The organism is Paenibacillus lautus (assembly GCF_050482385.1).
Taxonomy (GTDB): Bacteria; Bacillota; Bacilli; order Paenibacillales; family Paenibacillaceae; genus Paenibacillus_AQ; species Paenibacillus_AQ lautus_B.
The window spans coordinates 111,736-132,647 of record NZ_JBCNHV010000028.1; the positions used below are offsets into that span (position 1 = coordinate 111,736).

The window sequence follows — 20,912 nt, forward strand, 5'->3', positions numbered from 1 at the left end:
TGACTATTATTAAATGTATTGTCGAATACAGACTTTTAGAGTAACACTCTTTACTACCAAGTTCAATCCATTTAGCCCTTACCCTCACCTTCGAAATTCTAATACTTACTTTAGAATGGTGGCTTGTTGGCCGTTTATCCAATCCCATGAAAATACATCAAACAAAATCATGACAATGATCCACCCTACGCATATCATATTATGGGACCAAGCTTTGTGCCTTGGCACAATGATTGATTTATGCCATGCTTCGAGACGATTTATGATACGCTTCCCCGCGATTAATCTTAAACTACCTGCACGTTAGCTTAATGAATTAACGGACGTAAATCGATTAGATGCATGCCTAATCGGTAATGGGAACATGTTTTTGTCCATTCCGGCAATCGGTACAAGCTCTTGTCCTGGGCTCGGGACAAAAACTTGTACCGATAAAACAAAAAAGCCGCTAAATAGCGACTTTCAACGGGAGCATGTTCTTGTCCCCCGACATTATAAAGATTGAAAACATAGGGATAAATTGAATAAAATAGAGCTAAAAAAAAAGACATCCTTCCTAAAAATGGGGTTGAATGTCTTCTTTTTTGAAGTTTATACATACTCCTTAAGAAAAACGTAAGTTCTTCAGTGCCCTCTCCTATAGATTGAAGCTTTTTGCAATGGTATGGAGCCGGACTTAACCAGTTGAGAACCCTGCAACTCCCTTCGGATCGTCAGTTGATTTCTATGGTCAGGGAGCTTGTGAAATTCGCCCCCGGCTTCAGGGTGATTATTCCCTCTTTAGCTTGAAGTTCACCTTCGAAGACGTCCATATCCGCTACTCCTTGCCAAGGCTCGATACATATGAATGGAGCGTTCAAAGGCTGCCAGATGCCGAGGTCGGGAAAACTCTTATAGGTGACAACTACGCTCTTGGCGGAGTGATTGCTTCTAAGCGAAATCTGCCGAGAGCTCACATTTCGGAAAATCAATGCGCCTTCGGCGAACATTTCATGGGATAACGGCAGGATGGTCTCTTGTTTCAGAACGGGCTCCGATTTGCCGCTGATCAACAGGCCGTCCGAATTCAAGAACAACCTTTCAAGGTTTTCCGATTCAGCGAACTCCAGATAGTAATCGCTCAGGCTACCGTTGTCATCAAGCGGACAATTGAACGCCGGGTGGGTCCCGAGCTGGAAGAAGATATCCTGAACATCGCTATTTTCCACCCGGTAACTAAGTTCCAGTGTGCTTACATTCAGTTTATATGTAATATATAGGTTGAATTTATAAGGATAACTGGCCAGGGTTTTCTCATCATAAGAGAGGTGGTAAACCGCGTGGATGTCGCTTTCTTGGACCAGCGTAAATTCGCTGCGTCTGGCGAATCCGTGATTGCCGATCTTATAGGCTTTACCGTCCACCTTAATCTCTCCGTTCCGGGCCGCACCAATAATGGGAAACAGCACCGGAGAACGGCCTGTCCAATACGTGGCGTCACCGCTCCAGATGTATTCAGCTTCCGGATCCAGCTTTCTGAAGCTGATCAGTTCCGCCCCAAGGGTATTAATCTCAGCTTCTGCCGAGCTGCTGCGCAAAATTTTATTCATTGTTGTACTCCCTTTCATACTTATAGTCCAGATACCCATATTATATCAAAGTTCTTCTTGAGGGAGTTGAGAAAACGACAGCCAATTCATCAGCTGCCGTTTCTTCGTGCTTATTGAGCTATCGTTCTCCGTTAGTTGAATCCATCTAAACAACTTTTAGGACGAAATAATAAAAAGCATTACCGTGAGACAGGTTCTCTACATGTTCATCCATCCACCATACCCCGTATGAATAGAAATATGTCCCTTTTTGTGTAGGTGCATAAAAGCTATTTTCTTTCACTTCAACTTCTTCAGATATGTCTTCATAGATTTGGTTGACATGGTGTTTGTTCAGTTGCGGCTCATAGTTCATCACAAATGTAATAACTTCACCAGGCTGTACAGTAACTGGATTTTACCTTTTAAAAGCTCAACTGGACCAATTGTATCCACACATCTGCTTTGGTTTTTTGAGTCCCAACAATATGTGCCGAGTTTTGTCTCATACATTCTAGTGTATGCTGCAAGCGACTGAATGTATGGTGGGAGTTGATGAAAAACGCACCGCCATGCCGAACTAAGTGAAGCCGCCGCAACATTATGCTTCTCAATAGCGCTTTTTCTTCATCGAGTAGTTGAATTGGTAGCCGCCATAGAGGCTCATAGACTTCGTGCTAGAGCACCGTCAAGTCTTAACCGATAGTCCATTTTAGAAAATCACCCTACTATCTCTGGTTTTTGTCATAGAAACAAACTGCTGCACTTACAACCCACATCTCAAGAATCCTCCTTTCAGGAAGGTGGATTCAGTGTCTTCTTTTAGTACTTTTATGGAGGCTACTCTATAATGTAGTCACATTTGAGTCAAAATCCTACAATGTGGCCACTTTTGTGCATTTTTTGATGACACAAATTATTCCCATAAAAATAAAAAAGCCTGATATGTCAAACTTTTCGCAAATAATAAATGTAGACCCTTTTGTGTCATTAGACACTTCTTATATGATGTGCCACATTATATAATGTCGGCCCTGCACAAGGCAGCCGATCATTATGACCGGCTGCCTTAATAATTCAATGGGCCAACTAAAGATAATACCCCTCGTCTCCATGGACTTTTAGATAGTCTCCCATTGCCTTCAGATCAAAACGTATCTGTAGCGGTCCTTCATCATTCCATGCACCGATATGAATGTGTATTGCGTATCCGTTGTTTCCAACTCTTGCAATAACATCGCCAGCCTTTACCTTATCACCTTCGCAAACAATTATATCCATTACGTGCGCGTAGTAAACTCGAGCCCCATCTGGACGCAGAAATGTAATCGAACTCGCTCTAGTATCCTCCCTTCCCTCCATGCTCCATCATGTGTCGCTTAAAGTCAGCAATATCTTTCTGCGTGGCTTGACCGGCATCCTGCAGATCCGGATCAGTCCGAAGCATCCACTTCCTAAACGTGCTCCAAGTTGCCTTGTAATTGTTAATCGTGGAAGTGGTTCTTTTCACTCCCAACGTTTTTGATTTAATATCAATTCGGCCTTCTGATATCTTGCCCGAGATTGTACCCAACGCGGGTTCTGTTCTAAAACTCGTATTAGACCGTATAGAAACTAATTCTACACGGCCCTTCAAAAATCCTATTTTATTGGATAGATTGTCAACAGTCACGTTTCCGCGGACTTATTACGAACCGGGCTATAAGATCAATCATTGATATAATGGGCATATAATTGCTCGAAGGTTGTAAAATGTTCGACTTCTCTGCCGACCTTACCATATTCGTCTACATATTCATCCATCATTTCAAGGAACTTCTCTTTCATTACTGGTAAATCACTTGCATCAAAGTACTGCATGAGATTAAATTCTTGGTTCCTTTCTCCGCAGCCATTTCATCAAGATATCCTTGTGCTCCAAAGGCCGAAAGAAAGGCATAGGAGGCATCGTTCGTTTTAACACTGTTCAAGATTTTATTGCGGTAGTTGCACCACAATTCTTCGTAAGTCCCCCTCAGATTATCAAAAGTCGGAGCGGGTTTAACAATGAAGTTATCACACATCTTGCTCTATGTAACCTCGTAACGCTGTTCAACATATTAAAAGAAGCAATTCGGATCTCTTCAATGGTATGAGCTTCGATGACTGACATGTATAAGGATTCGAGATCATCTGGAACATAGCGATACGAGCGTATTTCTTCTAAATAATAAGAAGTACGTTCTTTTCCTTTTCGGCAATAGTACAATGTTCTTCTCACTCTCTACCGGAAAGACAGGCCGTAAGTACGGCCCTGTAAGTGCTTCAACACTTCCCGACATCACTCTTCACGATATATCACACGGCTTGCAGCAGTGACTATGATTGAATAAGCCAATCTGTCTCTAACGCATTCCAGTTTGGCGTAGGCACATCCGACCTTGCCCTCCATTTGGCAAAGTCCTTATTCAAGGCTGTGAGCTCAACTGATGTCCCATCAATCAACCCGCTAACCGGAAACATGAAGAAAATCTTCAACGCCCAGCGGATTAAGTTTGGATAGCCGGTAATCCAAGACGCCTGCTTCGCAGGGGTTAACGGGTACCCCAATGATTCAAGTACACGGAAGCCCTCTCCCATCGCCGCCACTAACTGACGCATTCGCCTGTCGTCACGGACAACCTGTTTCATCTGGAAGCTATGGAACAGAATGACCATGTTCATGGGCACGACCAGCACCATGTGGTTTTTCAGCCAGGCATCGATCTGATCATGGTAACTGAGCTTGTACTTGGTTGGCATGAATGCCTGCTCCAGCAGGGAGCGAAACGGAACGGGACCGTCCAGCCCCCCGATGACCATCTCCCCATGGCCGCCACGAATGCAAATGACTCGTCCGTCGGTACGTGTACCTGCGGTAGCTTGGAATCCAAAAGCGACCTGTTTAGGCGACTGTCCATGTTTACTCAAATGGTCCTGCATGGCGTAGGTATTCATATTGTTGCCGACCAATACGATATGACGGCTAACGTTTTCTGCGAGGATCGGTAGCACAGCCCCGAAATCCGAATATTTCATCATGACGAAGATCAAGTCATACGCGTCACCTGACTCTAGTCTACGAATTACACGAACCCGATCAACAGTTGTCTTGCGCTGAAGGTAATGCCGAATGAACAGTCCCTCCTTTTCCAGCTCCTCCGCTCGCATTCCTCTTGCCAACACAGTCACGTCATGACCGCCCTTTACTAGGACATGTGCCAGATAGCTTCCCTGCACACCTGCACCGTACACAAGTATATTCAATATGATCCCTCCTTTTATAATTAACAGTTGTTGAATATATAACACCTGTGTATTACAATCAAGATATCATTGGAACGGATGCAGGTGCAATGGCTAATTGCTTTCGTTTCTGTTGAGAAATGAACAACGAATGCTGGATGTGTTCAGGAAAGAGGGGGAAAAGCATGGATCGGCGCATCGTGCGATCAAGACAAATGATTATGCAAGCGTTCATTGGGCTGTTGGGAGAGCAGGAATTTGAGAGGGTCACCATTCAAGGTATTGCGGATCGGGCCAATGTCAACCGCGGAACGATCTATTTGCATTTTACAGACAAATATGACCTTCTGGAACAGAGCGTGGAAACGTATCTGATGATGCTTGCTGACAGTTGTGTGCCGGAGGATGGGCCAACCAATGAACTGTCCCGGGACCTGCTGATTCGTGCGTTCACGTATCTGAAAGAGCATGCAGAAATCTATGGCGTTTTGATTACCAATAAAGGTATTCCGACGTTCAGACACCGTATGACACAGATGATTGAAGCGAATATCACCTTGGTGGTAAACCAAATGAAGCTAGAAACCGGTATCCACAAGGATGTATTGGCGCAATTCTTATCCGTTTCCATTACGGGGTTGATTGAGTGGTGGGTCGTCCAATCTATGCCATATACGCCAGAAGAGATGGTTGAACAGATGGCTAGAATTTTGGAAGCAAGGCTGCAGCTATGGTAAACGAATTAAATTTGAAGTGTGATACCTGCATAAAAGTTTTGAAATCAATTTAATAATGTCTTGATTAACAACGCCGGCATCATACAGCCCGATGACGCGGCGGGCGTGATCGATGAGGATGTTTTGATTTCGACGGTCGAGACAAACTTCTTAGGCCCGATTCGGTTGACTTCTGCATTAATCGTTCATTTGAAGTCCAAAGAAGAAGCTATTGTCATCAACACGACTTCGATCCTTGGTTTTGTACCGTTAGCCGCAACTGCTATATATTCCGCAACGAAGGCAGCGCTTCATACCTATACGCTGTCCCAAAGATACATGCTTAAAGACACTTCGGTAAAAGTGATAGAAATGGTGCCACCGTGGGTTCAAAGCAACAACGATGAACCGCGTGCGATGCCACTTTCGTCATTCATTGATGCGACGATAAAGGTACTTGGTACGGATACAGACGAAGTTCTGGTCGAAGAAGCGAAAATGTTTAGAAATAACCCTGGCCCGAACGAAGGTGTTTTTGTGACCCACCTTAACGATACGATGAAGTCTGAACCTCCAAAGATTCATTAATTTACCTATAATTGAGCGTTTTGCTCATAAGGTTATGTGTCATGTCGCCAGATTTGTATTATCATCTGGAGTAACAATTAAGTGGGATGGAAAGAAATGTTTGTATAAAAATCAATGGAGCTGCAGCAAATCAGCAGCTCCTCAACATATGTACCTGTTTGTTCAGCGACGAGTAAAAATCTACTTTGAAATATATGTTTGGTGTTTGATTATGAACTCAGGTTTCGTTAAATACGCTATGTAATTTACCGCTCCATTAAAATCCAAATATGCCTGATAGCGCGTGCGAATAGCGGGGTGTTCAATGAAATCAAGAACTTTATCTTTCGCCACCCAGCGACTATCGGTTGTTTCCTCAGTAACAGCTAATAACTCCCCACCAACAGGTTTACATACAAAATCAAACCCAACTTGCGTTGGAACATCAGTCACACCATCATACCATTTAAAAATCCCTGTATTTGAATAGACACCAATTAAGTAGCTAACTGTAGTGTCAATTCCACTTTCCTCTTTGATTTCACGAATCAAACCATCTATCAGATTTTCTCCAACTTCCACTTGTCCACCAGGGTAAACCCAACCACCGTCACGAGTTTTTACTAAAAGTATATTTCCTTGCCCATCTTCTACAAATCCACCTGTGGCTACGATATGCGTTGGAAATGGCATAGTTACGACCTCCTTATGCAGTAACGTTTGTATATTTATTCCACAGCCTTCTCGCACTTTCCTGCTCGTTAGCTTAATGAAGTAGCATTGGGTTACTTAGATATTCATCTAATCGGTAATCGGACTATGTACTTGTCCCTCGACACATGTCTAAGTTTTTTTAAGAGAAAACCTGTCAGCTCGATACCATTCTATAAACGAGTCTATAACGAGAAAATACCTACCCCTCTCCCGGGCAGGTATTAAAGGTGAATCGTATGAATGGCTTACCAACATCGATCACTAAATATTAGTCCAGAAGGCTGTAGATCTGAATGCTCTCCACCTTGGCATCCTTGATATGAAACGACATCACATCCACATAATTGGATGGCTCGTAACGGAAGTCATCCTCCTCATTAGGGGCTCCATCACCAAGCAGTTTCCCCTCAGGGTAGGCGTTTTTGAGTGTATCCAGGCTATCTCCTGCTTTAATGTTTCGCACTGTCGCGTACTTAGGATCTGTAATTTCGATATGAAAGATGGAGTCTTGTTTCCCCTCCGGTATACTGATTGTTTTAATCTCCAGACCAGGATACGTATAAACCTTTTCTGTAAAACCGATTAACGTATCCATGTTTGTTCCATCCCCGGCACTGTACGTATGAGATTTCAGGTTATCCGGTTTGCCCAGCATCTGTTCCATCTGATCTTCATTCGCTGTATCCGAAATCGCAATGGTGTGCTCATTATAAACAAAAGCAAGCTCCTTCAGCACCACATTGCCTTCCTTCTCCATCGAACCTTCCTTAATAGCTTCAGCACTCTGTCCTTCCGAATTTTCTGAAGCAGGCGCAGTAGAATTTGATGCTCCTTCGCCTTTGGCCTGTTCGTTCGTCGTGTTTTTTTCAGCCGAGTTCTGCGTCGCTTCTGGCGACTTGGCACCATTGGACTGACAGCCCGTCAGTGCCATCGTTAGTAAAATACTCAGCAGGATAACAGCTGTAGCTTTGTTTATCAATTTCATCATGATCCCTCCATAAATGTGTGATTTCTTCTTATGAAGTGATTATAAAAAAAGCATTTGTTAGTCTCATAACAGAATTGTATCAATCTTGTAACGTTAACTATTTACGCGCGTGTTTACGCACGGGGTAACACAATCGTAACGGTCGTTCCTTCCCCGATTTGACTTTCCATGTCGATATATCCATTAAACCGCTCTACAATCTCTTTGCAAATAGAAAGTCCAAGACCTGAACCGTTCGCTGTGCTTGCATTTTTCGCCCGGTAAAAGCGTTCCTGCACTCTCTCCAGCTCATCACCCGCGATACCGATACCTTGATCACGTATCCGTATAACTACCTCGCTTGGCGTATGTGTAAGCTTCAATTCGATTAGCGATGGACTGCCTGAATATTTGATGGCATTGTCCACAAGGTTGGCGATCGCATGGGACATCAGCATTGGATTCACGTTGGCGTGGACTCTCGTCAGAAGCTTATCCTCCGGTTCCGCTTCCGCCTCCCTGAACATAATCTCGATTCCTTTATCTTTGGCCTTGGCACCCATACTCGTTGCGACTTGCTGAATCAGTTCGTTCATTTCCGTCTTCCGGGCTTCCAGTTCGTTAGAACCAGCCTTGTCGAATCGGGATAGCAACAACAGTTCATTAATCAAGCGCGTCAGCCGATCCGATTCCTGCAGCAGATGAGCATAGATTTTTTGCAGCTCCTTGTTCTCGTTCTCCCCTTCATACAAGTATTGAGAGAAACCACGAATTGCTGCCAATGGTGTTTTTAACTCGTGAGATACGTTGGAGACAAATTGTTTCTGGTACTGAATGTAATCATGAAGCTGCCGCCCCATGGAATCCAGGCCATCTGCCAGCATGCCCGGCTCATCCTTCCGGTTTAGATGAACTCTCCGAAACTCCTGTCTAGAGAAACTTTGCGCAGCGCCAAGCAACAGCTTAATCGGCTTGGTTGTGTTGCGGGCAATCCACAGACTGGATAACGTAATCAGTACAATAAATCCGCCTGCACCCGCAAACAGAATATAACGGATTTGATCCATAATCGCATAAAAGTAGGAAATGTCCTCCACGAACTCATACACATAAGCGTTTTGGTAGTATTGATCCTGAATGGGAGTGGCAAAATAAAGCAGATGATCTTCCGTTACGGTATAGACATAACTGCCGCTCAGGGCTTTCTCAATATTCTTTTCCAAAATAAGAGGTTTGCCATCATTAATGATGATGCCATCCACAGCCAAGCCCAGCAACTGCTTGGAGCTATCATAGATACGTACTTCCTTGCCTGAAGCTTTCAGCTTCTCCAGAGCAAGTCTGACGATTTCTTTTGTCTGCGGCTCTCCTGTCGATGATCTATGCTGTGCCAACACCTCACGGAAGGACAACTCGGACAGATCCGCCTTCTCCATCATCTGTTTTTCAATGGTAATGAAGCTGTAGTAATCGATGGCTTTATTCACCGCAAAAATGATGATGCCAAAGGACAGCACGGAGAAAAATAAATAATTCAGCAGTAACCGGGTTGCATACTTCAGGCCTCGCCACCTCCAAGTTGATAGCCAAATCCATAGATCGTCCTGACATACTTCGGTTCGTCCGCGTTATCCTCCAGCTTCTTCCGTAATCGCATGATGGTCATATCCACACTGCGACTGTCTCCCATAAAGTCATATCCCCATCCGATCTGCAGCAGCTCATCCCGGGTAAAGATTTTGTCTGGCCTTTTGAGTAACGTTTCCAGAATTTTAAACTCTTTGGCTGTTAAAGACACAGGTACACCGTTTTTCAGCACCCTTCGGCTTTCCAGATCAAATGTCAGCTCTTCATGAATGATGCGTGTAGATTTCACTTCTGTTCCTTCACTTGATTCCTCCTTGCTCTCGTTTCTTCTCAGATTCACCTTGATCCGAGCGAGCAATTCACGATTGTCAAAGGGTTTGGTCATGTAATCTTCCGCCCCTAGCTCTAGTCCCAACACCTTGTCGATTACCTCATTTTTGGCAGAGAGCATGATCACAGGAACGGCACGTTTCCCGGTGATTTCCTTGCACAGGTCATATCCGGAGCAGTCAGGCAGCATCAAATCAAGCACCACCAGGTCCGGCCCAAAAGCATCCAGCAGCTGCAGGGCTATTTTACCGTTTTCAGCCGTTTGAACGACGTAGTTTTCTCTTCTCAGAACGAGCTCAATTAAATCTCTGATTGCGACTTCATCGTCAATGACAAGTATTTTCTTCAATGTGCACCCCTTCTAGCCTTCTTCCCCAGCTTGAATCATAATTTACCCTCATCTTAGCACAGACACTTTAGATTCCTCCACCAACTGGAAGATAAGGTATATTCCACTGAGCCCAACATAACTAGTAATAAACCCGAAGAATGGAGAATAATCCATGGATCTGCTCTGGGTACTCATTGTTGGTGGACTTATTGGCTGGTTAAGCGGCAACTTGATTGGGCGGGACGTACCGAGCGGTGTACTTGGGAACATTATTGCGGGTTTTATCGGTTCCTGGTTAGGAACAGAATTGCTGGTACCAAGGGGGCCGGTGATTGGCGGATTTCATATTATTCCAGCCATCGTTGGCTCGATTATTGCCCCGCTCATCTTCTTCGCTCTTGCACGCGACGGAGCATTTCCGAAGACGTTAACAAATAAGAGGCGGAAACCGATACCGTCATTCATTAGATATTTTTATAAAGATGCTGCCAGGACATAAGATGAACACTTACGGTCCTTTTTTTATTTTTGTACTGATTATGTCTGCGATTTCAGAGCATAGTCGTGAAAATAGCGCAGGATGACGACCATACGAAGTTTGTACGACTTTTTAATAAAATGATCGCAAAGTCTTGATTCAGCCATTCTTGGTGAAGAGATCGTAACTTTTCTAAAGTGCTTTGACGAGTTTGTTTTATCTAATTCAAATGAGATCACAGTTTAAATTGAAGTACTTCCGATCATTGAAACTGGTTTCTTTGACCATAAAACAGCATTCAGCGTTTCAGTCACTCAAAAGAGACACAATACGTCTACTCAGATCTTCATCTAATCGAAATGCGAAAACTGTCCTGCATAATGCTACTTAATGAGGTTTTAATTACATCGCTTTTCATTTAGATACTCATCTAATCGGTAATCGGACTATGTTCTTGTCCATTCCGGCAATCGGTACAAGTTCTTGTCCTTGGCTTGAGACACGAACTTGTACCGATAAAACAAAAAGCCGCTAAAAAAGCGACTTTCTATGAGACCATATTCTTGTCCCTCGACAGTTGTCAAAGGTTCACAATTGGCGTGTTTTGCACGATCAATAGATTTATCACTTGTCCTAAGATGGCAATTTCATCGGAATCCCCTCCGTCGTTAGTTTAATAAAATATCGCCGTGATGAAATCATACAGCAATACGGCTCTACCAAAGAACCGCAGCTGATCTCGGAACGGCATGCAGTCTTGCGCACTGAGCGAAACAATTTTCACTGTGGAGAATTGTTTCGCTCGCAGTAACTGCTCCTCAAATGAAACACTACTGTTCCAGTAAATCCATAAATGGCTGTTGATCCTGCAGGCCGGGAAGGCCAGCTTCAACCCCATCGTATCCCGCTTCAGTGATTTGCTTGAAACTTTGGTCATGCCTCACAAAGCCTTATATATCGCGACCTTCATTAGAACTTTGCCTCATAAAGCACAGGCCAGGCTTCACCTTCGAATAGCTCTCCATCTTTACCTGCCATCATTTGCGCATTAAAATGGCCATCTCCTCTTGGAGTGTAGGTGTATCTCGTCTTCCCCGTCATCAAATGCACAGCCATCGAGCGGCGAGCGCCTTCGGTTATGTTAGGTCCGCTGCCGTGAATGGTCAGCGCGTGGTGGAAGCTTACCTGACCGGCTTTCATCACCATCGGAACTGTAGTGAAGCTTTCATTTTCCGGAATATCCATCGTTTCCTGCTGTTTCTCCATGTTTTGCTCGAAGAAATCACTCACGTTCAGAAGCCCCCATTTATGACTTCGCGGCACCATTTGCATACACCCATTGGACAAGTCCACATCGGTAAATGCCACCCACGCAGTAATGAGCGACGGCTCCTTACAGCATTGCCAATACGAATAATCTTGGTGCCAGCCCACATTAGCCGTTTCTTTACCATTACCTCTGCCCGGTTTATAAAGCAGTTGGTCGTGAAACAGCCGAATCGCATCGGCATGCATCAGTTTGGCGGCAATGGCTCCGATGGTAGGGTCGGTCGCAACCTGACGAAGCGTCCTGTCGGACCAATGAGAGTTATCCGTTTTCCGCAACGCTTTCGGGTTATTTTGACCTTCCAACCAATTGCATACCGGTTCTCTCCCCGTCTCGTATTCACCTTTGTACATCTTGTCTTGATGTTCCTTAATCTGAGCAAGCTCTTCCTGCGTGAAGATGACCGGAGACATCCAATAACCATTCTCGTCAAAAAAAGCAACATCCCGCTCCGTTGGAAGACAATTCACACGTACATCATGATGATTTACCATCTGTCAACACCTCATCCTAACTTTTTTTGAATCTGCTGTAATTATACTTGTGATACTGCGGGATGTATTTTTAAATAATTGCATTAAATTTAAACATTTTCACCAATTAAACTCTCTTCTGCGTCTTGCACTGCCCAAGATGGACCGGTCAACGAGAGGTGTTGTGATTTCGGAACTCTAGGGGGGATTTTCCACTGTGCCGCTTAAAGAATATGCTGAACGTATGGATCGATGTGAAATGCAGCTTCACGGCGATGGAACTTACCGATTCGCCGGTTTCAAGCAGCAAGTGCTTCGCCTTGTCCAAACAGAGTGAACGAATATACTCCCCGATGGTTACCCCCAAATGCTCTTTAAATTCCCGGGCCAGATGGGAACGACTGATATGGAACTGATGCGCAAGGTCATTGATTGTAAGATCGGCACGAATTTCGGCATGCAAGTAGTTTAATATTTCGATAATGTCCGAAGGCAGTTTTTTCGCTCCATGATTTCTTTCTTGCGATGAGGCCTTATAGATTCGTACTATGGAGACAAGCAATTGGATAAACAATCCTTGTACCATCGGTTTACTTAAAAAGATTTTCATGCGCAGTTCTTCAAAAATGTTATCGAATATGCTTTTTATGAGACCATTTTCGTCCTTCTCTACCCGATTAAAACCGATTTTGTAATATTCCACTTCCAAGCTTCTCATCTGCTCGAGATTAAAGCCAAGGTAATACAACCTAAACGGCAAGTCTCCAGCGGCAGCTCCCTGATGACTTTCGCCTGGTTTCGTTATAAAAAGATCTCCCTGACTAACCGTGTAGTAAGATCCGTCTATCGTAAACCACCCTTGCCCACTTTCCACATAACACAGTTCAAAATGTTCATGATGGTGACCGGGCACATGCCATGTTTCGTATAAAACGACTCCGATATAAGATAAATTTTCAAATTCGGTCTCGTATGGAAGCTCGAAACGAATTTCTTTGTCTGATTCAAGCAAACGTGAATCCTTTGGCGTGTTATATTTGGTGGAACGTTTCTTTTCCATCTGGCCACCTCCCTTCTTCAAGAATATACTTAAGATTCAAGTACAACAAGGGTTTTCAAGACTCCAAAGCGAATGGTCGTCACACCTTGAGCCCGGTCAATACTACCCCATCGATAAGAGTCATAGGCGAGTAACGCAGGCCGATTCCATCCATCAGACTTCTTATTTGCCCCGTCTTCTCTCCACACCCTTGGCATATTACGCCACAATGGTCTCATAGTAGGGTAACGCAGAGTTGCTCCGCTTCCATCACTATAGCTCGTTCTATTAATGCAGCCCGTATACGGGAGCGTCTCGACGTCGGGGCCTCAGCAAACCAACTGGCCATATAGCCATCCGGATGCTGCCTGAACTTAACGGGGGTCTGAGTATTGCCGATCCGCATAATGGGGCCGTCGGTCGATATTACTTCGCTGATGATCAGCTTAAGTCTGCCGTCCCACGTCTGTGTAACATTCAAGGTGGTGACCGGCCAGGTTATTACCTTAGCCTTCACTGACACCCCAGTTCCCTGTTTGCCGTGATACAAACCCGTCCCTCTCAAAATCAGCTTGCCTTCTGAGATGGCAATATGAAACGGCCCGTCATGGCTAAGCAATATCGTCTCATCCTCATAATCAACAACGACAATCTCCGAGAAGCTTCCTCCCTTCCCGAGAAGATCACATATTTTTATGGCCACATTCGTTTTCAAGTGTCCTTCGCCCGCACAGGGAATTATGAGTGCCGTAAGCAGAGAGTATTACCTTTTTCGGCTATTCGCTTTACACAGAAAAAACAGTTATGTAAGGTCTGACTGTTGCAATTATTCACCTGTCAATTCATCATTCATTCTTTATATTTCAAATAGATATCAATAGCGGCCTATCCAACATCAATTTCGGCCAAATGTTAAAGAATATGCTTGGTCAACTGATATAATTTTAGTGCGTCCTTCTTGCTAAGCGTCGGGAGATCGAGATCAACGGGCTTGGTTCGGTCCCAGGCGATGAGGGGCTGGGATGGAGGATTTCCATCAGCTTAATGATCGGTTGAATACTCCTCTCAACCGGCTGTGCGAAGAGCTTGCCCATTCTGCCCCCTTTAGGAGTTCATTAACCTGTAGGAAAACTGAGGGACATTGATTGAATATAACTATACATCTGGAAAAGTAGGTTTATCGGGATCTTCAAACTGCAAATTAGCATCAACCCAAAGAGAGTTGGATATTTAATAAGTTTTAATATAAAAAAGGGCCACTCCTTACGGAACGGCCCATTTTTATAATTTGAGTCCCTGTACTCTTCCCAATATTGGTTCAAATACGTTCTCATAGGACTTATTTGTACTTTTCAGACCTTTTATGTATAATTCGGGGAGGAACTTTATTCTACAACATAAGGGCTATGCTTTTCTGGCGAGCAGCCAGCAACAACCCCGCTCATGCAGCGGGGTTGTTTTTTTATGTTGTCATATCGGGAGGGGATCACATGGAGGAGCAGGCAAAACAGCCGAGAATGATTTTAACGAAGCAAGACCTTATCGAACAGCTTGGACGGTGCGGGGTGTCAGCAGGACAGACCTTAATCGTCCATACTTCTTTGAAAAGCCTCGGCTATGTTGTAGGCGGAGCGGAAACATTCATCCGCGCGCTGCTCACGCTCATTGGAGAGCAAGGGACGGTGATGGTGCCGGCGCAAACGTGGAAAAATCTTGATCCGGTGACCGGCGTTCACTGGGATGCGGAAGAGGCTTGGTGGCCGATTATCCGGGAGCAATGGCCCGCTTATGATAAGGCGATCACCCCGGCGATCGGGATGGGCGTTGTCGCCGAGATGCTCCGCACATGGCCGGGAGCAAGGCGCTCAGACCATCCGGCGCGGTCTTTCGCGGCCGTTGGCAAGCATGCGGAGTATTTGACGGAAAGCCATGATTTAAGTCATGTTTTTGGCCAAGGCTCCCCTCTCGACAAGCTGTACGAACTGGATGGCTATGTACTGCTCATCGGTGTCAGGCATGAGAAAAACACCTCGCTCCATCTCGCAGAAACCAGGGCCGATTTTCCCGGAAAGACGTATACGGAAGAAAGCAGCGCCATGATCATTGACGAGGAGCGTAGGTGGGTGACCTATTCAACGCAAGAGGTTGACGATCGGGATTTTGTCCCGCTTGGCGCCGAATTCGAGCAGGAGCACCGTATCGCTGTGCATCAGGTAGGGGACGCGTTTGTCAGGTTGATCCGCCAAAGGCAGCTGGTTGACTGGGCAGCCACATGGATGGAGCGTAACCGGGTGTAAGGATAGGGAAAAGGCATGTGCGGAGGGCGCCGCCATGGCGACTTCTCTGCAACATGCCTTTTGCTTATTTTGAATTTATTTGACTACAATGATTAGGACCAACATACACATATTAGTCGACCATGTAAAATGATCAGCAGGTCCGGCTCAGTTGATTGAATAGTCAGACTGCTGATCGTAAACCTTAGTTCCAGTAACGTTCCATAAGGGAAATGGACCACTCAGGTTGCTTCACCTCGGATTTCGGCATAAATTCCTTCATCACCGGTTTAATATCGATGACGGGAGTTCCCTGAATCGCATCCAACCCTTTTACGATCAGTTCTTTCTGTTTCCGTTCGACGAATTCGACAATCGTGCTGCCCAATTTGTTCGGCCGGTTTTTCCCGCGTTGAGCGAAAATTCCGACTTCCGGCCACTCCTTGTTGTTCCTTGGATGCCTGGCTTCATATTGAATTTTATCGTCGGATACTTTATGGAAGTAAAACAGGATCTCCAAATGCGAAAACCCCTCGATTCCCTTATCGATTCTTCGGAAAAGTCTTCGTTTAGGCGAATAATTGATAAAACCCCTCCCCAATTATCATCCTGTATCTCGGTTCTCTGATTATCTACGACGGCAATCGGTTTGATGGTTTACATTGACTGCTCCTTTTAATTAGATGGGTATCAGGTATCAAATGTCCACTAAATTATACCATAGCCAGAATCGATTTATCGCCGATTTCCTCTTTTCTTTACTTGAGATTCCGTTGTTTCCGCCCATAAAACAAGTTACAATGAATCCTATGAAGACAGAAATTCAACTTATACTTAGGAGGAATCATGAAACTAGTTGCTTTTTTTCCTTACCGAAATGATGCAAGGAAGATCTTGATCCCTTATTTAAACCATTTGACGGAAGAACAGTGGTATGCAACGCACCCCGACCATCCCAACTCTATCGCTTGGATCGTTAAGCACATCGCGCGCAGCGAAGACGAATGGATCAACGAGATTGGTTTTAAGGGAAAGTGTCAACTCTCTCAGACTTTGGATCACTCGCAGCAAATTTTACAGGCCTATATCAACATCCGGAGCCAAACGGATCTCAAGCTCAATTCCATGGATTACGATGAACATGCACCAGCCTTACGGCTCCCTCGTTTTTCAGACGGTTGGGAACCGCCTTCGCCGCCGACGCTGCACTGGATTTTCCATCATGTCTTCGATCATGAGTCGTACCATATCGGTCAAATCGGCGTCATCGCACGTTTGAACGGATTCGCCGGCCCCCTCTTCTAAATAAGTGCCCAGATGAGGATTCCGCTGGCACCAATAACTATGCGATTTCCTCCAACGCAGGCACAACGCCCGGCGCTCCCTCCCGAATTATTCCATCACTATTGTACGTCCATATCCCCTCGTTAAATATATAGTTCTTGCCGTTATTGCTGTCCCACCGTCCATTTCCGTCGCTGAAACAGGCTTCCAGTCGTTCAGCCGATCCAATATCGATCGTCAGCTTGCTGTAACCCGCCACCTCTGACGTCTCCATCCACATTCTCGGTACAGCCGTCCAAGTTCCGCCTTCTGGACGGTAATGCGTTCCGAAGCCATGCCTATAGTATACAGTCACCGTATTGGATGTGAACGGATCGGGAGCCCCCTCCTTAATGTTGCCATTTCCGGAATAAGTCCATGTGCCTACCTCGAAGAAATAATTCCGCTGGTTGTTACTGTCCCACTGACCGTTCCCGTTATTGAATGCAGCCTCCAATTTTTGTGCCGATCCGATATCGATCGTTAACTTGCTATAACCCGCTACCTCCGACGTCTCCATCCGAAGGCCCGGTACGGCCGTCCAATTTCCGCCCTCCGGACGGTAATGTATATACGGCGTGCTGAAGTCTTGCTTGTAATACACGGTTACCCGATTGCCCCCGACACCGACTGGTTCGGTCGTAATTTCCAGCGCTTCACTCGCCTCAGATTCATTGCTTGCAGCGTCGCGGGCTCTGACGACATAAACATACGATGTCTCTCTGGAACGAGGCCTTTATCTGTATACGATGTTTCCGCCGTGCTACCGACCTTCTCCGAGTCCCGATATATATCATAGCTGATTACGCCGACGTTATCGGTCGATGCGCTCCAGGACAGGGTGACCGTCTTATCTGTTATGGCCGACGCTCGAAGGTTTGTTGGAGTTGTAGGAGCTTCCTGGTCCCCTTCGCCATCCGGGTTTGATCCATGCCAGGCACCGTCATACCAGCCATCCGAGTCGCGCAGGAACCCAGGTTGGTTCTGTCCAGGGTTTTGTTTGCCGCTGCCATCCCTAAAGATGACCCTCGCACTCTCCACGCCATGAATGGTATAGGAATACCAGTCCCCGCCTTCTGTGGTAATTTGAGTTTGTTTATTATGGGCTATTTCAACGGTTGCATCAAGGAGTTTGTTCGTTATTTCAGCTTTATCAATGGCCACCATAATTTTGTCAAACGTAGTTATCATCCTTTCCGTGGCAGCTCGTAACTATTTCGGCTACCTACAAAACGATTACTTGCTGCTCCTATACCAACTAAGCGGCCACAGCAGACACGCCGGCGACACGCGAGATCGGTATCACCCCACGCTATCGGGTATAAAAAAACAGAGCGATCCCTCCAAATGGGACTTCGCTCTGTTTTTTTATTGGATCCGCCAACATTTTCTGAACATTAGCGGTCATTTACTTGGAAATCAGTTTTAAAATGCCTACAAGTCCTTAGCGTATATTTACGTTAAATTGGTGGCCCCACCAGTCTTCTATCGTTAAGCAAAACCGCAATCAGAATGATGGTTGATTTTCGTTTTGAACGTTACGTGGTGCATAAGCGCAAATAAAGACGCGTACGCCTTCAGTGATGATACGTTTGGTTTGTTCCTCCTCTAATGTCCCAGTTTTTCTCGGTTGATCAAATACCAATAAAAACGTTAAGGCAGCGAAGTGCTTTGTAGCCATTACAGGATCTGGCACATCGAGCAGTCCGGTTTGTCCAAACTCGGTAAACCTCCTGATAATCCCCTCTTCCGTTGCGTTATCCAGCTTTTCTAAAAACGAGGCTGGCAGGTTGGCGGCTTCCATTGTAACCAGACGGATCAAAGCGCTGTAATCGGACGAACCGTTTGCAGAAGCTACGAATTGTTCGCAGAATAAGATGAGCGCCTCCTCCAGATCCTCGAATTCCCAGAGGTAGTCTGATATCCCTTGCTTGATCATGTCCAGAACCGCCCGACTGGTTTCTTCCACAACAGCAAGCAGCAAGTTCTGTTTGTCGCCATAATAATCATAAACGGTCCTTTTGGAAACCCCCGCTTTAGCTGCGACCGCATCGACGCTGGAGCGATCAAACCCATCTGAAAGAAACAGATCTCGTGCCGCTGCAATAATTTTAGCTCGTTTGTCTGAAGAGCCTTTGCGGATTTTTTTGTTTTCCGTATTATCCATGCTTACGTTTCCCCCCTACAGGTATACTATCAAAAATGAGTTCCACTTTACAAACTACACTGCACGGTGTAGTGTAATCAATGCAATATATCAAAATCAATGATCAAGGAGGATTTTATCCATGAAAACCGTGCAGTCTTATGTTGATGTTCTCATTGTCGGGGCCGGACCAACAGGGCTTACACTTGCCTGCGACCTTGCCCGTCGAAACGTCGACCATCGTATTATTGAACGAAGCACCTTATATAACGTAGCGTCTCGCGCCAAAGCAATCCAGCCCCGCTCGCTTGAGGTCGTCGATGATTTGGAGGCCGTTAGTTACATTATTGACACAGGTGTCGTGGATTTGCCTGTTCGTTATTATACCGCAGATGGCAGGAGTGTGGACAAGCCGGCTATTACCGTTGCAGCCAGCGCCGAACTTGAGACACCCTATCGTGATCCGGTCTGGATTGCTCAATTTGATGTGGAAAAAGCATTGCGCGACCGATATGCGGTACTTGGCGGTCAAGTCGAGTTAGGCGTTGAAGCTGTAGGGCTTGTTCAGGATTTGGATGGTGTAACGGTAACCGTGAATACACCGCAAGGAGAAGAGCAAATTCGCGCTCGTTATGTAGTCGGCGCTGACGGGGGTAAAAGCAATATCCGCAAGTTTATCTATTTGCCGCTGGTTGGGGAAACACACGATCATGAGCGGTGGTATCTTGGCGATGTACGATTGGAAGGGCTGGATCGTGACCGTATCCATATCTGGACCTCTCCTGAGGGGATGGTTGGGGTGACGCCGATACCAAAATCTGACATTTGGCAGCTGCAGGCTACAATTCCGGCAGACATCGAAGAACCGGAGAAGCCGTCGCTAGAAGTGTATCAAGCCATGTTTGACCGACGAGCCGGTGCCAGACGTGTTCGGCTCACGGATGCCTCCTGGCTGTCCATCTATCGGATCAACGTCCGCATGGTTGAATGTTACCGCAACGGCCGGGTTTTCCTTGCCGGCGATGCCGCTCATGTTCATTCGCCGGCCGGCGGTCAAGGCATGAATACAGGGATGCAGGACGCATACAACCTCGGATGGAAGCTGGAAGCCGTCGTACGCGGAGCTGACACCGCCTTGCTCGACACGTACGATGAGGAGCGCCGCCCCGTAGCTCAAGCCGTGCTCGAGGACAGCACGAAAAAAATGGGAGGGGTCGTAGAGACGGCCACTGAACGCGGAGCGTTATCCCAATCCTTGAGCACCATATCCGACGATCTGACGAGCGGGCTTCTCATTTCCTATCGGTCAAGTTCTCTTACCCACCCGTCTGCTCGAACGAATGTTACCCGTTCATTTCCTGGAGATCGTGCTCCTAATGCTACGGGCCTGCAAGGTACCAGGTTTGCAGGAAGTGTCTTTGACCTATTGCGCGGCCCGCACTGGACGCTTTTGGCTTTTGCAAACTGCATCGATCCTTCTCTGAAGAACTTCACCAACGACGAACTCCATGTGCATTATATCCTGCCATCGAACGTGGAGGGGGCGGAAGGCATAATAGACACAGCACGGAATGCCTATAGAATTTACGATGTAGCAAGTGAAGAACTCGTATTGATTCGTCCCGACGGTTACATCGCACTGCGTACCTCCATTGATGATACCACATCGATCTTGAATTACTTGAATTTCATTTATCGCGAAAACTGATTTGGAAAAGCCGGCGGCGATCTTTTACAACATCTCAGGTGACTGCCGGCACTATTAATGAACTGAGTTTAAATTGATGATACGGGAAGGACTGTTTC

General features: G+C 45.8%; 19 protein-coding genes and 2 pseudogenes. 6 read left to right on the forward strand and 15 right to left on the reverse strand.

Annotation, left to right across the window (positions count from 1 at the left end; translation table 11 throughout):
* Positions 1 to 713: 713 nt before the first annotated feature.
* The 3 genes from ABEW73_RS29190 to ABEW73_RS29200 form a co-directional block, all read right to left on the reverse strand.
* Positions 714 to 1,589, reverse strand: a complete 876-nt coding sequence (locus ABEW73_RS29190; protein ID WP_430171619.1) for an aldose 1-epimerase family protein — start codon at positions 1,587 to 1,589, stop codon at positions 714 to 716.
* Between the two features lie 1,068 nt (positions 1,590 to 2,657).
* Positions 2,658 to 2,930 carry a M23 family metallopeptidase gene (locus ABEW73_RS29195; RefSeq protein WP_430171618.1) on the reverse strand — a complete coding sequence of 91 codons (273 nt, stop codon included), beginning with the start codon at positions 2,928 to 2,930 and terminating at the stop codon, positions 2,658 to 2,660.
* A 996-nt stretch (positions 2,931 to 3,926) separates the two neighbouring features.
* Complete coding sequence (locus tag ABEW73_RS29200; RefSeq protein ID WP_430171616.1) at positions 3,927 to 4,853, reverse strand: ketopantoate reductase family protein; 927 nt, start codon at positions 4,851 to 4,853, stop codon at positions 3,927 to 3,929.
* 164 nt (positions 4,854 to 5,017) lie between these two features.
* On the opposite strand from ABEW73_RS29200, the gene ABEW73_RS29205 reads away from it, so the two are divergent.
* Together ABEW73_RS29205 and ABEW73_RS29210 are read left to right on the forward strand one after the other, a co-directional pair.
* Positions 5,018 to 5,569 (forward strand): TetR/AcrR family transcriptional regulator, encoded by a 552-nt coding sequence (locus ABEW73_RS29205; protein ID WP_202618935.1) that lies wholly within the window; start codon positions 5,018 to 5,020, stop codon positions 5,567 to 5,569.
* A gap of 54 nt (positions 5,570 to 5,623) precedes the next feature.
* A pseudogene (locus ABEW73_RS29210) lies at positions 5,624 to 6,136 on the forward strand (SDR family NAD(P)-dependent oxidoreductase); the annotation flags it as partial.
* A gap of 180 nt (positions 6,137 to 6,316) precedes the next feature.
* On the opposite strand, the gene ABEW73_RS29215 reads toward ABEW73_RS29210, so the two are convergent.
* From ABEW73_RS29215 to ABEW73_RS29230, 4 genes are all read right to left on the reverse strand, one after another.
* The gene (locus ABEW73_RS29215) at positions 6,317 to 6,808 is read right to left on the reverse strand and encodes an NUDIX hydrolase (protein WP_430171614.1); all 492 of its coding nucleotides are present in this window, start codon (positions 6,806 to 6,808) and stop codon (positions 6,317 to 6,319) included.
* 289 nt (positions 6,809 to 7,097) lie between these two features.
* Entirely contained in the window at positions 7,098 to 7,814 is a 717-nt protein-coding gene (locus ABEW73_RS29220; RefSeq protein ID WP_430171612.1) for a hypothetical protein, read from the reverse strand.
* A 116-nt stretch (positions 7,815 to 7,930) separates the two neighbouring features.
* Positions 7,931 to 9,283 (reverse strand): sensor histidine kinase, encoded by a 1,353-nt coding sequence (locus tag ABEW73_RS29225; RefSeq protein WP_430171611.1) that lies wholly within the window; start codon positions 9,281 to 9,283, stop codon positions 7,931 to 7,933.
* 71 nt (positions 9,284 to 9,354) lie between these two features.
* Positions 9,355 to 10,062: a response regulator transcription factor gene (locus ABEW73_RS29230; protein WP_430171609.1), complete on the reverse strand. Its 708-nt coding sequence runs from the start codon at positions 10,060 to 10,062 to the stop codon at positions 9,355 to 9,357.
* Positions 10,063 to 10,216: 154 nt separating this feature from the next.
* On the opposite strand from ABEW73_RS29230, the gene ABEW73_RS29235 reads away from it, so the two are divergent.
* Complete coding sequence (locus ABEW73_RS29235) at positions 10,217 to 10,543, forward strand: GlsB/YeaQ/YmgE family stress response membrane protein (RefSeq protein WP_430171608.1); 327 nt, start codon at positions 10,217 to 10,219, stop codon at positions 10,541 to 10,543.
* Between the two features lie 652 nt (positions 10,544 to 11,195).
* Here the strand turns inward: ABEW73_RS29235 and ABEW73_RS29240 are convergent.
* From ABEW73_RS29240 to ABEW73_RS29255, 4 genes are all read right to left on the reverse strand, one after another.
* Positions 11,196 to 11,459 carry a hypothetical protein gene (locus ABEW73_RS29240; RefSeq protein ID WP_430171606.1) on the reverse strand — a complete coding sequence of 88 codons (264 nt, stop codon included), beginning with the start codon at positions 11,457 to 11,459 and terminating at the stop codon, positions 11,196 to 11,198.
* A 32-nt stretch (positions 11,460 to 11,491) separates the two neighbouring features.
* Positions 11,492 to 12,343, reverse strand: coding sequence for a phytanoyl-CoA dioxygenase family protein (locus tag ABEW73_RS29245; RefSeq protein WP_430171605.1), 852 nt, complete (start codon positions 12,341 to 12,343; stop codon positions 11,492 to 11,494).
* 148 nt (positions 12,344 to 12,491) lie between these two features.
* Complete coding sequence (locus ABEW73_RS29250) at positions 12,492 to 13,382, reverse strand: helix-turn-helix domain-containing protein (RefSeq protein ID WP_430171604.1); 891 nt, start codon at positions 13,380 to 13,382, stop codon at positions 12,492 to 12,494.
* Positions 13,383 to 13,596: 214 nt separating this feature from the next.
* The gene (locus tag ABEW73_RS29255; RefSeq protein WP_430171603.1) at positions 13,597 to 14,076 is read right to left on the reverse strand and encodes a hypothetical protein; all 480 of its coding nucleotides are present in this window, start codon (positions 14,074 to 14,076) and stop codon (positions 13,597 to 13,599) included.
* A 775-nt stretch (positions 14,077 to 14,851) separates the two neighbouring features.
* Between ABEW73_RS29255 and ABEW73_RS29260 the strand changes: the two genes are divergently transcribed.
* Entirely contained in the window at positions 14,852 to 15,658 is an 807-nt protein-coding gene (locus ABEW73_RS29260; RefSeq protein WP_430171601.1) for an aminoglycoside N(3)-acetyltransferase, read from the forward strand.
* A gap of 184 nt (positions 15,659 to 15,842) precedes the next feature.
* Here ABEW73_RS29260 and ABEW73_RS29265 read toward each other — a convergent pair.
* A pseudogene (locus tag ABEW73_RS29265) lies at positions 15,843 to 16,291 on the reverse strand (SAM-dependent methyltransferase).
* Between the two features lie 192 nt (positions 16,292 to 16,483).
* On the opposite strand from ABEW73_RS29265, the gene ABEW73_RS29270 reads away from it, so the two are divergent.
* Complete coding sequence (locus tag ABEW73_RS29270) at positions 16,484 to 16,942, forward strand: DinB family protein (RefSeq protein ID WP_430171600.1); 459 nt, start codon at positions 16,484 to 16,486, stop codon at positions 16,940 to 16,942.
* A 37-nt stretch (positions 16,943 to 16,979) separates the two neighbouring features.
* Here the strand turns inward: ABEW73_RS29270 and ABEW73_RS29275 are convergent, their stop codons facing one another.
* The 3 genes from ABEW73_RS29275 to ABEW73_RS29285 form a co-directional block, all read right to left on the reverse strand.
* Complete coding sequence (locus tag ABEW73_RS29275) at positions 16,980 to 17,564, reverse strand: carbohydrate binding domain-containing protein (RefSeq protein WP_430206411.1); 585 nt, start codon at positions 17,562 to 17,564, stop codon at positions 16,980 to 16,982.
* A 2-nt stretch (positions 17,565 to 17,566) separates the two neighbouring features.
* The gene (locus ABEW73_RS29280; RefSeq protein WP_430171597.1) at positions 17,567 to 18,151 is read right to left on the reverse strand and encodes a starch-binding protein; all 585 of its coding nucleotides are present in this window, start codon (positions 18,149 to 18,151) and stop codon (positions 17,567 to 17,569) included.
* 316 nt (positions 18,152 to 18,467) lie between these two features.
* On the reverse strand, positions 18,468 to 19,127 hold the full coding sequence (locus ABEW73_RS29285; RefSeq protein WP_430171595.1) for a TetR/AcrR family transcriptional regulator: 660 nt from the start codon (positions 19,125 to 19,127) through the stop codon (positions 18,468 to 18,470).
* A 121-nt stretch (positions 19,128 to 19,248) separates the two neighbouring features.
* Here ABEW73_RS29285 and ABEW73_RS29290 point away from each other — a divergent pair, with 121 nt between their 5' ends.
* Positions 19,249 to 20,814 carry an FAD-dependent monooxygenase gene (locus ABEW73_RS29290; protein WP_430171594.1) on the forward strand — a complete coding sequence of 522 codons (1,566 nt, stop codon included), beginning with the start codon at positions 19,249 to 19,251 and terminating at the stop codon, positions 20,812 to 20,814.
* Positions 20,815 to 20,912: the final 98 nt, after the last annotated feature.